This is a genomic window from Acuticoccus sp. I52.16.1 (assembly GCF_022865125.1).
In the GTDB taxonomy this organism is placed as follows: Bacteria; Pseudomonadota; Alphaproteobacteria; order Rhizobiales; family Amorphaceae; genus Acuticoccus.
The window spans coordinates 4,039,963-4,052,479 of the sequence record NZ_CP094828.1; the positions used below are offsets into that span (position 1 = coordinate 4,039,963).

Annotated in this window: 15 protein-coding genes; 11 read left to right on the forward strand and 4 right to left on the reverse strand. The window is 69.4% G+C overall.

The window, feature by feature from the left end:
- Positions 1-71 precede the first annotated feature (71 nt).
- Together MRB58_RS24895 and acs are read right to left on the reverse strand one after the other, a co-directional pair.
- Positions 72-1,607, reverse strand: a complete 1,536-nt coding sequence (locus tag MRB58_RS24895; RefSeq protein WP_305853207.1) for a M10 family metallopeptidase — start codon at positions 1,605-1,607, stop codon at positions 72-74.
- 113 nt (positions 1,608-1,720) lie between these two features.
- Positions 1,721-3,673 carry an acetate--CoA ligase gene (gene acs / locus MRB58_RS18195; RefSeq protein WP_244778508.1) on the reverse strand — a complete coding sequence of 651 codons (1,953 nt, stop codon included), beginning with the start codon at positions 3,671-3,673 and terminating at the stop codon, positions 1,721-1,723.
- A gap of 332 nt (positions 3,674-4,005) precedes the next feature.
- On the opposite strand from acs, the gene MRB58_RS18200 reads away from it, so the two are divergent.
- The 3 genes from MRB58_RS18200 to MRB58_RS18210 all read left to right on the forward strand — a co-directional run bounded on the left by MRB58_RS18200 (position 4,006) and on the right by MRB58_RS18210 (position 6,318).
- Positions 4,006-5,175 (forward strand): M20 aminoacylase family protein, encoded by a 1,170-nt coding sequence (locus MRB58_RS18200; protein WP_244778509.1) that lies wholly within the window; start codon positions 4,006-4,008, stop codon positions 5,173-5,175.
- A 112-nt stretch (positions 5,176-5,287) separates the two neighbouring features.
- Positions 5,288-5,914, forward strand: coding sequence for an HD domain-containing protein (locus tag MRB58_RS18205; RefSeq protein ID WP_244778510.1), 627 nt, complete (start codon positions 5,288-5,290; stop codon positions 5,912-5,914).
- Between the two features lie 8 nt (positions 5,915-5,922).
- Entirely contained in the window at positions 5,923-6,318 is a 396-nt protein-coding gene (locus MRB58_RS18210) for a hypothetical protein (RefSeq protein WP_244778511.1), read from the forward strand.
- Positions 6,319-6,626: 308 nt separating this feature from the next.
- On the opposite strand, the gene MRB58_RS18215 is transcribed toward MRB58_RS18210, so the two are convergent.
- Positions 6,627-7,190: a nitroreductase gene (locus MRB58_RS18215; RefSeq protein ID WP_244778512.1), complete on the reverse strand. Its 564-nt coding sequence runs from the start codon at positions 7,188-7,190 to the stop codon at positions 6,627-6,629.
- A gap of 294 nt (positions 7,191-7,484) precedes the next feature.
- Between MRB58_RS18215 and MRB58_RS18220 the strand changes: the two genes are divergently transcribed.
- The 6 genes from MRB58_RS18220 to MRB58_RS18245 all read left to right on the forward strand — a co-directional run bounded on the left by MRB58_RS18220 (position 7,485) and on the right by MRB58_RS18245 (position 11,289).
- A complete protein-coding gene (locus MRB58_RS18220) occupies positions 7,485-8,330 on the forward strand; it encodes a hypothetical protein (protein ID WP_244778513.1) in 846 nt (281 codons plus the stop codon).
- 234 nt (positions 8,331-8,564) lie between these two features.
- Positions 8,565-8,780, forward strand: a complete 216-nt coding sequence (locus MRB58_RS18225) for a DUF3126 family protein (protein ID WP_244778514.1) — start codon at positions 8,565-8,567, stop codon at positions 8,778-8,780.
- The gene (locus MRB58_RS18230; RefSeq protein WP_244778515.1) at positions 8,780-9,301 is read left to right on the forward strand and encodes a gamma carbonic anhydrase family protein; all 522 of its coding nucleotides are present in this window, start codon (positions 8,780-8,782) and stop codon (positions 9,299-9,301) included. Before MRB58_RS18225 ends, MRB58_RS18230 begins: the two co-directional genes overlap by 1 nt.
- A 78-nt stretch (positions 9,302-9,379) precedes the next feature.
- On the forward strand, positions 9,380-10,237 hold the full coding sequence (locus MRB58_RS18235; protein WP_244778516.1) for a rhomboid family intramembrane serine protease: 858 nt from the start codon (positions 9,380-9,382) through the stop codon (positions 10,235-10,237).
- Between the two features lie 66 nt (positions 10,238-10,303).
- A complete protein-coding gene (locus tag MRB58_RS18240) occupies positions 10,304-10,732 on the forward strand; it encodes a CBS domain-containing protein (RefSeq protein ID WP_244778517.1) in 429 nt (142 codons plus the stop codon).
- Positions 10,733-10,848: 116 nt separating this feature from the next.
- On the forward strand, positions 10,849-11,289 hold the full coding sequence (locus MRB58_RS18245; protein WP_244778518.1) for a DUF805 domain-containing protein: 441 nt from the start codon (positions 10,849-10,851) through the stop codon (positions 11,287-11,289).
- Positions 11,290-11,315: 26 nt separating this feature from the next.
- Here MRB58_RS18245 and hisI read toward each other — a convergent pair whose 3' ends face one another.
- Complete coding sequence (gene hisI, locus MRB58_RS18250) at positions 11,316-11,699, reverse strand: phosphoribosyl-AMP cyclohydrolase (protein ID WP_244778519.1); 384 nt, start codon at positions 11,697-11,699, stop codon at positions 11,316-11,318.
- Between the two features lie 61 nt (positions 11,700-11,760).
- Here hisI and MRB58_RS18255 point away from each other — a divergent pair, with 61 nt between their 5' ends.
- Positions 11,761-12,204 carry an iron-sulfur cluster assembly scaffold protein gene (locus MRB58_RS18255; protein WP_244778520.1) on the forward strand — a complete coding sequence of 148 codons (444 nt, stop codon included), beginning with the start codon at positions 11,761-11,763 and terminating at the stop codon, positions 12,202-12,204.
- A complete protein-coding gene (gene yidD / locus MRB58_RS18260; protein WP_244778521.1) occupies positions 12,201-12,509 on the forward strand; it encodes a membrane protein insertion efficiency factor YidD in 309 nt (102 codons plus the stop codon). Before MRB58_RS18255 ends, yidD begins: the two co-directional genes overlap by 4 nt.
- The last annotated feature ends 8 nt before the right edge of the window (positions 12,510-12,517 follow it).

The window sequence follows — 12,517 nt, forward strand, 5'->3', positions numbered from 1 at the left end:
CGCGCGTCGTCGCGCCGCGGGCGGCCGTCGCCGCTTGTCGGGCGGTCGCCGAGCCGCGCGTCGCGCCGGCCTCAGATCAGCACCATATCCTCGGTCAGGTCGCCCGCCTCCAGGCCGGCGAGAAGCACCCATGCGCCGTCGAGCTGGATCTCGATGCCGGCGTCGGTCTGCGCGACGCCGCGCTCCAGCACCGCGTAGGAGGGGAGGGCGAACGCCGTCAGGTCCAGCACGTCCCCGCCGGAGAAATCGGTGATGACCCCGCGGCCGTCGTCGGGTGCGACGACGAACCGGTCCGCACCGGCGCCGCCGGTCAGCCTGTCCGGTCCGCGACCGCCTTCGAGGGTGTCGTCGCCGGCCCCGCCGTCGAGCACGTCGAACCCCGCGCCGCCGAACAGCGCGTCGTCGCCGCCCGCGCCGGCGATCGTGTTGTCGCCCTTGTTGCCGTCGATCCGGTTGTGCGCGCGCGTGCCGGTGACGTCGAGGTCGCGGCTGCCGAAGAGGGTGACGTCCTCCACGTAAGGGTGCTCGCGCAGCGTCACGTCGACCCGGCTGGTGCGGATCATATCGATCCCGCCGCCGCGCGCGTCGTAGGCGACGTCGCCCGCGTCGTCGACGACGTAGATGTCGTCCCCGCGCCGGCCGATCATCAGGTCCGCGCCCGCCCCGCCGTTGAGGCGGTTCTCCGCCTCGTTGCCGATCAGCGTGTCGTCGCCCAATCCGCCGGTCGCATTCTCGATGACCACGCCGTGGGCGATGGTGTAGCCGCCGTGGATGCCGTCCGCGTAGCTGACGAAGCCGCCGCCGCCCGGCGCCGCGAGCAGCGTCGCGGCGCGCAGGTCGATCACCGCGTCCTCGTCGCCGGCGTAGACCATCGTGTCGAGCCCGCCGACGTCCCAGATCGCGGCATAGCCCGTGCCCGGCGCGTTGGTGTCCGGCAGAATATAGGTATCGCGGCCGGCGCCGGTGCCGCTGTTGGCGCCGTATTTTTCCTGGATCACCGCGATGTCGATGGGCGAGGGGGTGAGGTTCCAGCCGTAGGCGGGGCCGTCCGCCGGGCCGGCGGGCGCTTCGGGCCAGCCGTCGTTGTAGGTCATCACGGTGTAGACGCCCTGGTCGAGGCCGAGGCCCTCGCCCACCTGCGGCATCACCGTGGAGCCGCCCGACGCCTCGAACGGGTGCGCCAGGCCGAGACCGTGGCCGAACTCGTGCAGGAGGATCGTGTAGCTGTAGGCACCGGCGTCGATGAGGCCCCCGGCGGCGCCGCTCCAGTCGAAGTAGGTGTTGAACCAGGCGAGGCCCTGCAGGTCGCCCAACGCAGGGTCCGGCAGGTTCATGAACGCCAGCGAGCCGAACTCCGAGGCGGACTTGGTGAGCTTGAAGTCGGCCTCGGCGGGGTCGGCGACGGTGTGGAAGGAGACGTCGGCGAAGGCGCCGTAGGTCTCCAGCGCGGCTATGACCTGGTCCTGCTCGTATGCGCTCCAGTCGCCGTCGTTGACGATGATGTCGAACGCTTCGCCGTCGGCGGCGAAGTAGACGGCGACGTCGTTGCTCGTCAACGCGGTGGCGCTGTCGATCGAGGAGAGGGCGGGATTGGTCGAAGAAGGCATCGCGCGCTCACTTTAACTGGACGCGCGAAGTCTATTTCATGCCGGACCGAGGCCCGCAAGGCCCGGCCCGAGCGGGAGGACGCGGCGGCCCCGCGGGCGGCCGCCGCGCGCGCTCAGGCGTCCGTCTTGCGGTTCTGGCGGTTCTCGATCAGGTCGTCGACCACGCCCGGCTCGGCGAGCGTCGAGGTGTCGCCCAGGGCGCCGAAGTCGTCCTCGGCGATCTTGCGCAGGATGCGGCGCATGATCTTGCCGGAGCGGGTCTTCGGCAGGCCGGGCGCCCACTGGATGAGGTCCGGCTTGGCGATCGGGCCGATCTCGGAGCGCACGAAGTCGGACAGCTCCTTCTTCAAAGCATCGGTCGGCTCGCGGTCGCCCATCAAGGTGACGTAGCAGTAGATGCCCTGGCCCTTGAGATCGTGCGGATAGCCGACGACCGCCGCCTCCGAGACGGCCGGATGGGCCACCAGCGCCGACTCGATCTCGGCCGTTCCCATGCGGTGGCCGGAGACGTTCAGCACGTCGTCGACGCGGCCGGTGATCCAGTAGTAGCCGTCCTCGTCGCGCCGGCAGCCGTCGCCGGTGAAGTAGGTGCCCGGATATTGCTGGAAGTAGGTGTCCATAAAGCGCTGATGATCGCCCCAGACGGTGCGCATCTGCCCCGGCCACGACGCCTTGATGACGAGGACGCCCTCCGCCTTGCCGGAGAGCTCCTCGCCCGTCGCCGGGTCGAGCACGGCGGGCTGGATGCCGAAGAAGGGCGTCGTTGCCGAGCCCGGCTTCATCGGCGTGGCGCCGGGGAGGTTGGTGATGAGGTGCCCGCCGGTCTCGGTCTGCCACCAGGTGTCGACCACGGGGCAGCGCTTGTCGCCCACGACCTCGTGGTACCAGCGCCAGGCTTCGGGGTTGATGGGCTCGCCGACGGTGCCGAGGATGCGCAGCGACGAGCGGTCGTGCTTCTTCACCAGCTCCTCGCCCTTGCCCATCAGCGCGCGGATCGCGGTCGGCGCCGTGTAGAAGGTGTTGACCTTGTGCTTGGCGACGACGGCCCAGAAGCGGCCCGCGTCCGGGTAGGTCGGCACCCCCTCGAACATCAGCGTGACGGCCCCGTTCGCGAGCGGGCCGTAGACGATGTAGGTGTGCCCCGTCACCCAGCCCACGTCCGCGGTGCACCAGTAGACCTCGCCCGGCTTGTAGTCGAACGTGAGCTGGTGGGTCATCGCGGCGAAGACCATGTAGCCGCCGGTGGTGTGGACGACGCCCTTGGGTTTGCCGGTGGAGCCGGAGGTGTAGAGGATGAAGAGCGGGTCCTCCGCGTTCATCTCCGCCGGGGGGCACTCGGCCGAGACGCCGGCCTCCATCTCCTCGAGCCACACGTCGCGCTGCGCGTTCCAGGCGACGTCCTGCCCGGTGCGCTTGACGACGAGGCACTTCACGTCCGCCGCGCAGTTCTTGAGCGCATTATCGGCGTTGGCTTTCAGGTTGGTGGTGCGCCCGCCGCGCGGGGCGCCGTCGGCGGTGATGAGGACCTTGGCTTCGCAGTCGTTGATGCGGTTGGAGAGGCTGTCGGGCGAGAAACCGGCGAAGACCACCGAGTGGATCGCGCCGATGCGCGCGCAGGCCAGCATGGCGTAGGCCGCTTGGGGGATCATCGGCAGGTAGATGACGACCCGGTCGCCCTTCGCCACGCCCATCTTCTTGAGGACGTTGGCGAACTTGCAGACGTTCTCGTACACCTCGCGGTAGGTGATGTGCTGCGCCGCGGCGTCCGGATCGTCCGGCTCGAAGAGGATTGCGGTCTGGTCGCCGCGCGCCTCGAGGTGGCGGTCGAGGCAGTTGGCGGCGGCGTTGAGGGTGCCGTCCTCGTACCATTTGATGGCGACGTCGCCGTAGGTGTAGTCGACGTTGCGGACGGTCTTGAACGGCTTGATCCAGTCGATCCGCTGGCCTTCCTCGGCCCAGAACGCGTCTGGATTCTCGACGGACGCGGCGTACATCTCCGCGTACTTCTCCTTGTCCACATGCGCGCTGGAGGCGATGGACGCGGGAACCGGGATTGTATCGCTCATGAACGTTTCCTCATCATCGTTGAGTGACTCGCAGCGGGCGGGCCCGCGCGGCTTCGCTTCTGGTCGGTTATGGCGCCGTCGGGGCGGCGTCCACAACGCTCGGACGAGTTCGCGGCCCGCCTGCGCGAGATTTGCGTAAACACACGCCGCCGTCTTGTGAACGCCGGTTAATTGTTAACCGGTCGCATCTGCGTTGCGCGGATGCGACATGTTCGTGCGTCGGCATCGCGCGTGGCGGGGCGTTCCCGGCGCGCCGGGGCCTCGCGCCTGGCGCTTGGCGCGGGTCGTGCTCTTGTGGTTCAACTCTCCGACCCGACTATTTGGAGCCGTCGATGCCCATCGTAAACCGTTTCGCCGATCTCGCCGACGAGATCGCCGCCTGGCGCCGTGACCTGCACGAGCATCCGGAGATCGGCTACGACACGGTGCGCACCGCCGCCGTCGTCGCCGAGCGCCTGGCCGAATTCGGCTGCGACGAGGTGGTGACCGGGATCGGCCGGACGGGGGTCGTCGGCGTGATCAAGGGGGCCGGCGCGGGGCCGACGGTCGGCTTGCGGGCCGACATGGACGCACTGCCGATCCTGGAGAAGACCGGCAAGACCTGGACCTCCAAGGTCGACGGCAAGATGCACGCCTGCGGCCACGACGGGCACACCGCGATGCTGCTGGGGGCTGCGAAATATCTCGCCGAGACGCGCAAGTTCGCCGGCACGGTGGTGCTGATCTTCCAGCCCGCGGAAGAGGGGGGCGGCGGCGCCAAGGCGATGATCGACGACGGGCTGCTGACGCGCTTCGGCATCGACCGAGTGTTCGGCATGCACAACTGGCCCGGCCAGCCGGTGGGCAAGTTCATGATCCGCACCGGGCCGCAGATGGCATCGGCCGATCGCTTCACCATCACCGTCGAGGGTCTGGGCGGCCATGCGGCGCGCCCGCACCTGTCGTGCGATCCGATCGTGGCCGGCTCGGCGATCGTGACCGCGGCGCAGGCGATCGTCGGCCGCAACGTCGACCCCAACGAGGCGGCGGTGGTCTCGGTGACCACCTTCCACGCCGGCACGGCCGACAACATCATCCCCCAGTCCGCGACGCTGACGGGCACCGTGCGCACCCTTCGCGCCGAGGTGCGCGACCTCGTCGAGGAGCGGCTCGGCCAGGTGGTGGAGCAGGTCGGCGCCGCCTACGGCGTCAAGGCGACGCTCGCCTATCGGCGCGACTACCCGGTCCTCTCCAACCACGAGGTCGACGCCCAGTTCGCCGGTGACGTCGCGGCGATGATCGTCGGCGAGCAGAACGTCGACCGCAACGCGACGCCGACGATGGGCGGCGAGGACTTCGCCTTCATGCTGGAGGAGCGGCCGGGGGCCTTCATCTTCGCCGGCGTGGGCGAGGACGTCGCCAACCTCCACAACGAATCCTACGACTTCAACGACGAGCTGATCCCCGTCGGCTGTTCCTACTGGACCCAGCTGGTCGAAACTGCACTCGCGCGGGCAACTTAGACCGATTATACCTCGTCGGAGCTCTTGCCGAGCCCATCGCGATGAGTCAGAGCCGTCCGACACGGCTCTGACCATTCGCCGATCGGCGCGGTCGACGCCCACGGAGGGACAAGTGGAGACGGTCAAGTTCAAGCAGATGGCCGAGGGGGACCGCGAGGACTACCTCTTCCTCGAGGAGCACGAGCGGGCCGCGGCGTCGGCCGTCGCGCAGCGCCTCTTCGAGGGTCTCTCGGCCCTGGACAGCGCCGAGTCGGGCTACCGGGTCACGCGGCTCGAGCACTCGGTCCAGTCGGCGACGCGGGCTTGGCGCGACGGTGCCGACGAGGACTGGATCGTCGCGACGCTGTTGCACGATATCGGCGACGTGTACGCACCCTATAATCACGACGAGTACGCCGCGGCGGTGCTCCGGCCGTACGTTCGCGAGCAATGCACCTGGGTGGTGGCCCATCACGGCCTGTTCCAGCGCTATTATTATGCCCATCACTTCGGCGGTGACCGCAACGCCCGCAAGCGCCACGAGGGCCACCCCTTTTACGACGACGCGGTCGCCTTCTGCGAGCGCTGGGACCAGGCCTCGTTCGATCCGGACTACGAGAGCCTGCCGCTGGATTTCTTCCGCCCGCTGGTGAAAGCCGTGTTCGCGCGGGAGCCCTACAACCCCAAGACCATCGCCGCCGGCGTGCGCCTGCCGCTCGCCGACCCCGCGACCGCCGCGCGCCGGCGCGCCAAGGGCTAGGCCAGCCGATGGGCGAGGCACGGCCCAGCCGCGCGACGCGGCGGCGCGTGGCGCTGCTGGTCGCCGCCGCGAGCCGGCTGAAGGACGCCGATCCGGGCCGCGAGCACGCCGCCGGGGAGGGGGCGAACGAGCCGCCCGCCATCGGCCACAACGGCGGGCCGCCGTTGGAGCACCGGCCGCCGTGGGGCGAGCACCTGGGCACCTTCTTCGCCTGGCGCGCGGCCTACAAACGCCAGCGCGCCCCGGTGTCGCGCGCCGTCATGGAGCTTCGCCTGCGCAACGCGGCGGCCCTCGGCCTCACCTACGACGAATATGCCCGCGAGATCGCCGAGCGCGGGCGATATCTGCACACCGGGGACGTGGACCGCATCGCCGCGATCAAGGCGGCCCGCGAGGAGCGTTAGGTTCGGCCGGGGCGCCTGACATTTCGTCGGCCTGTCGCGCAGTCGCGCCGAGAATTGCGCGGATGTTCCGATCCGCGACCGTGATGCTTCGGGAATGACTGGAAGTTCAGGCCCGCACAACACTTCGTCGGCCTCGCGCAAGCACTCTGTGGCACGCTTGCAACATGAAAGAGCTGACCGCTTCGTCGAGGTCACCGCAGACGATGACTGTCGACGGAACCCCACACCGCCGCGATGCACCGGCGAACGCCGCGCCGCCGCGGCGCGCTGCCCGGCCGGGAGCGGCGGCGCGGGGAGGGCGCGGCGCGTCAGCCCGGCTCGAAACGCGTGACGACGGCCTCCAGCGCGGGCCGGTCGCGATCGGCCGGGACGAATTGCGGGGTGCCGATGTGGATAAAGCCCGCGACATTTTCGCCGTCCGCCACACCCAGCGCGCGCAGCACCTCGCGGTCGTAGGCGATCCACTCGCTGAGCCACTGCGCGCTGTAGCCGAAGGCGTGCGCGGCATGGACGAGGTTGAGGCAGACCGCGCCGGCCGACAGCACTTGCTCCCATTCCGGGATCTTCACATGCGGCGCCGCGGTGCTCACCACGGCGACCACCAGCGGCGCCCGCGTGAACCGGCCGCGCTCCTCCGCGAGGTCGCGCTGCGTGCCCGACGCCGCGGCAATCCGCGCAACGATTTCGCCCGCCGCCTCTCGCGCTGCGCCCTCGATTACAATAAAGCGCCAGGGTGCCAGCTTGCCGTGATCGGGGACACGCGTCGCTATCGACAACATTCTATCAAGGGTCGCTTGCTCGGGGCTCGGGGAATCGAGAAAGCTCGCTGCAGTGGTCCGACGCGTTGCCAAATAGTCACGCAGCTCGCGCATTCCGTCATCTCCTGAACTGATCTGAGCGCTTTACACTCAATGGTCCGACATCGTTGCAATAGGGTATCAACCACGTCAGAGGTTAACAGGTGCGGTCGAACCGCACCGGGCCGTGCTTTTGCGTGGCGAGCTATTCGAGCGATCGAGGGACGCGTGATGAAACGTTGGACAGCTCTTGCCATTGTCGCCGTGAGTACTGTTCCCTGCGTTGCACTCGCCGAAGTCCCTGTCCCGAAGCCGCACCCCAGCCGAGCCCTCGCCTCCGCCGACCCGCAATCGGCCATTCAGCGCCTGATGGGCGGGGCTGACATCAGCAGCTCCCCCCGCATCAACGCCTACGCCCCCTCCGCCCCGACCGCCGCCGAGCTGCGGCCCGACGTCGGCGGCGAAGTCGCCCTCTATCTGGTGGGCAAGCTCTCCGAAAAATCCGGTCCCATCGGCAGCGGCGTCACCTGGCGCGTCTATCGCGACGGGCCGACCGTCTCGGGCCAGCTGCCGCTGGTGGAGAAGGCGACGGGCGGCGACCTCGAGCTGCGCGTCAAGCCGGGCCGCTACGTGGTGCACGCCAGCTATGGCCGCGCGTCGGTCTCCCGCACGATCGACCTCTACAAGCCCGTCAATTCCGAGACCATGGTGCTGAACGCCGGCGGCCTGCAGCTCGCCGCGGTGCTCGACGAGAGCAACCAGCCGGTCTCCAAGGACACCGAGTTTCAGCTCTACATGGTCCAGGACGACGACCGCGTCCTCCTGGGCGACATCCGTGCCGGGGCGATCGCCCGTCTTCCGGCCGGCGTCTATCATGTGGTCAGCCGCTATGGCGGCGTGAACGCCGTGCGCAGTGCCGACGTCACGGTCGACGCCGGGAAGCTGACCCGAGTGTCGCTGCGCCACGCCGCCGGTAAGGTCCGGCTGAAGCTGGTCCGGGACAACGGCGGCGAGGCTCTCGCCAACACGTCGTGGACCGTCTACGCCGACGACGGGCAGCCGATCTACGAGCGCGTCGGCGCCCATGCCGCCATCACCCTCGCCGCCGGCACCTACGAGGTGGTCGCCCAGCACCGGGACATCGAGTTCCGCCGCTCCTTCACGGTCCGTTCCGGCGACGACGCCGACGTGGTCGTGCGCGCCACCCGCCTCTAGCTTTCCCGATATCCCCCACATTTCGCCGCGCTGGGCGCCGTATCGACGGCCGGCCCATGCGTGGCCGGCTGCGTTGCGCACCGCGATGCGGGCCGTCGCCGCGCGTCTGCAGCCTTGCATGGCGGCGTTGTTCGCACGCGGCGGGTGTTGATCGGGGGGCCACGTTCGGGCAGCGTGCCATCAGCACCGGAGGCGGCCGCTTGCCGCGTCCCGGTTAACCCTCAGGAGATAGCGTTGAAGAAGACCGAGATGGCCAAGCTCGAGGCCTACATGCGTCGTGTATTCGGCAACGAAACGATCAGCATTCGCCCGCAGGTGAAGAAGGACGACTCGGCGGAAGTCTATATCAACGACGAGTTTATCGGCGTGCTCTACCGCGACGAGGACGAGGGCGAGCTGTCGTGGAACTTCACGATGGCCATCCTCGAAATGGACGTCGAGGGCGCCTGATGCCGCTCTACCGGCTCGACGGCATCGGGCCGGAGATCCACCCCGACACCTGGATCGCCCCGACGGCGATCCTCATCGGACGCGTGCGCCTGCTCGCCGGCGCCTCCGTCTGGTACGGTGCGGTGCTGCGCGGCGACAACGAATGGATCGAGGTCGGCGAGAATTCCAACGTGCAGGATCTCGCCTGTTGCCACACCTCCATGGGCGCCCCGCTGACGCTGGGTCCGGAGGTCACGATCGGCCACAAGGTCATGCTGCACGGGTGCACCGTGGGGCGGGGCGCGCTGGTCGGCATGAACGCGGTGGTGCTCGACCATGCGGTGATCGGCGACCATGCCCTCGTCGGCGCGCAGGCGCTGGTGGCCGAGGGCAAGGTGGTGCCGGAGCGCACCCTGGCGCTGGGGGCGCCGGCCAAGCCGGTGCGGACCTTGTCGGACGACGAAGTGCGGCGGCAGCTGGGCTCGGCAGCGGGCTATGCGGCCAACTGGCGGCGTTTCGCCGCCGGTTGCGAACCGGTGTGAGCATCCCATTTTCAACATCATGACCCATCCCGCCGCGGCAGAGGCCGCCCGCCCTCGGCCATCGGTGGTCGGTTCGGCATGAGCCACATCCCGCGCATTCCGCCGGAGGGCGACGACGCTCGCCCGCGCCCCTGGCGCACCGCCGCCGCGCGGCCCGGCGCGGAGGGCGGCACGCCCCGTTCGGGCACGCCGCAAGGGACGCCGCCGGGCCACGACCCGCACCGGGCGGGCGCCGAGCCCGCGCGCGAGCCGGCGCTGATGCTGCCGGGCTCGGTCGTGGTGATGGTCGCCATCATCGCCCTCGTCCAGCTCGTCCGCTCGACGTTGAGCCCGCAGCAGGACGTGGTGACACAGCTGTGGTTCGCGTTCATCCCGGCGCGCTACGCGGACAGCTTCTTTCCCTTCCCCGGCGGCCTGGGTGCCGACGTGTGGACCTTCGTGTCCTATGCGCTGCTGCACGGCTCGTGGGTGCACTTGCTGACGAACGCGGTGTGGCTGGTGGCATTCGGCAGCGCGGTCGCCCGCCGGTTCGGGCCGCTGCGCTTCTGGCTGTTTTCGGCGGCTGCGGCGGCCGGGGGCGCGGCGCTGCACCTGGCGCTCCACTTCGGCGATCCGATCCCGGTGGTGGGCGCATCCGCGGCGATTGCGGGGCAGATGGCCGCTGCCGCCCGCTTCGTGTTCGACGCCGGCGGGCCCATCGTGCTGCGCCGGCCGGGCGACGACAGCGCCTTCCGCCGCCCCGCGCGCAGTCTGGTGGACACGTTCCGAAACCGTAGCGCGTTGCTTTTCATCGTCATTTGGTTCGGCATCAACCTGGCCGTCGGGCTCGGCAGCTCGGTCTCGGGTGGCATCGCCATCGCCTGGGAGGCGCACATCGGCGGCTTCCTCGTGGGGCTCCTGCTGTTTCGTTTTTTCGACCCGGTTTCGCCACGTTGATCTCTGGTCTTATCCCTAAAATTGTGTGACGCTCGCAACTCTGACGGCAGAGGGAGGCGGACAACGATGACTGTAAAGGCGATCCTTAAGGAAAAGGGCGGTGACGTCTTCTCGATGTCTCCGGATACGACTTTGGCCGCGGTTGCGCAGGAGCTATCCAGCCGGAAGATTGGCGCGTTGTTGATCATGGAAGGCGATCGACTGGCCGGGATCTTGTCGGAACGTGACATCGTCCGTCAAATCGCGGCGACGGGCGCGGCGGCGCTCGACGCGCCCGCAGCCTCGGTCATGACCAAGTCGGTCGAGACGGCCGCCTTGGACGATCTGATCGACGACGTGATGTCGCGCATGACCACCTCGCGCTTTCGTCACATGCCGGTGGTCGAAGGCGGCCGCGTGGTCGGCCTGATCTCCATCGGCGACGTCGTGAAGCGCCGGATCGAAGCCGCCGTGCGCGAGCGTGACGAGATCCGCGACTACATCATGTCCACCTAGCGACGCGCCGCCAGGCTGCGCGAACGTGTCGGCTCCCGCGGCCGTGGGGTGCGGCCGGGCCAGGCGGCGGACGACGGCCGCGGACGACGGAGGCGGACGACGGGGGCCGGGGCACCGTGCTGAGAGACTATTTCACGCAGCTGGCCGCCGGCCGCCTGGGGCGAGGGCGGTATGTCCTGCTGTGGGTGGGGCTCATCGGCTTTCTGCTCCTCGGCATGCTGCTGATCCTGGTCGGCATGGGCGTGGGGCTCGGCGTCGCCAGCGGTGAGTTCGCTACCATGCCCGAGCGCATCGCCGACGCCATCGGCCTGCCGGCGATCGTGGCGTTGATCGTGCTGGCGCTCGCCGCCGTCTTCGCCAACCTCAACATCGTCGCCAAGCGCGCGCGTGACACGGGGCTCCCCGGGTGGCTGGTCGCGGTGGTCTATCTCCTGATCTCGGGCGGCGGCTCGCAGGCGGGGGAGAGCGGCAGCGTCGGCGGCCTCGGCCTCCTCCTCATGCTGATCCTTGCCGTGATCCCGACCGACCAGTTCCGCCGCCGCGGGCCGACCGGCTGAGCCGGCCCCGCGCGGTGAGCGTCCGGTCAGTCGACCCGCTGGAGCGCGCCGTCCGCCCCGAGCGCGCGGTAGAAGCACGAGCGCGCGCCGGTGTGGCAGGCGCCGCCGTCACCCCCGACCGTGACGCGCAGCACCAGCGCGTCCTGATCGCAGTCGACGAGGATGCGGCGCACCGTCTGGATCTGGCCCGACGTCTCGCCCTTTTTCCACAGCTCGCCGCGCGACCGGCTGAAATAGTGGACCTCGCCGGTGGCGATCGTGGCGGCGAGCGCCTCGCGGTCCATATGCGCGAGCATCAGGATCTCGCCCGACGCATCGTCGACCGCGACGGCGGTCACGAGCCCATCGGCGCCGAACTTGGGGCGGAAGGTGAGGCCGAGCTCCTGCTCGGCGGCATCGGTGCTGGGCAATTGAAGGCTTTCTGCGACACGTGTCACGACATATATCCGGGTCTGACGGAGGAGGGCCGTTATGCTGAGTGACCTCTACAACGACAAGATCTTGGGGCTGGCTGCAAATATCGAGCGGCTGGGCCGGCTCGACGCGCCCGACGCTTCCGCCACGCACCGCTCGCGGCTGTGCGGCAGTCAGGTCACCGTCGACCTCACGATGAAGGACGGCCGCGTCACCGACTTCGCCCACGACGTGAAGGCCTGTGCGCTCGGCCAGGCGTCCTCCTCCATCATGGCGCGCCATGTCATCGGCGCGACGGTGGAGGAGCTCGAGGCGGTGCACGACCAGATGGAGGCGATGCTGAAGGAGAACGGTCCGCCGCCGACCGGCGATCGCTGGGAGGAGCTGAAGTATCTGGAGCCGGTGCGCGATCACAAATCCCGCCATGCCTCCACCATGCTGACCTTCGGCGCCACGCTGGAGGCGGCGCGCAAGGCCGCCGACGTCGCCGAGGCGGCGTGAGGCCGGCCACGGCGCTGCTGCGCGGGGCCGTCGCCGTCTATCGGGTGCTGCTGTCGCCCATCATGGGCCGGCAGTGCCGCTATCTGCCCACCTGCTCGCAATATGCCGACGAGGCGTTGAAGCGTTACGGCGCGTGGACCGGGGCATGGCTGACGCTGGCGCGGATCCTGCGCTGCAATCCCTTCGGCGCCGCCGGCTACGACCCGGTCCCGGACCTGCCGCCGGACGCTGGACGCCGCCCCTGGCGCCACGCCCGCTGGACCGCGCGCCACATGGACCCCGACACCCGCCTCGACAGCCGCTAGAGCGAGAC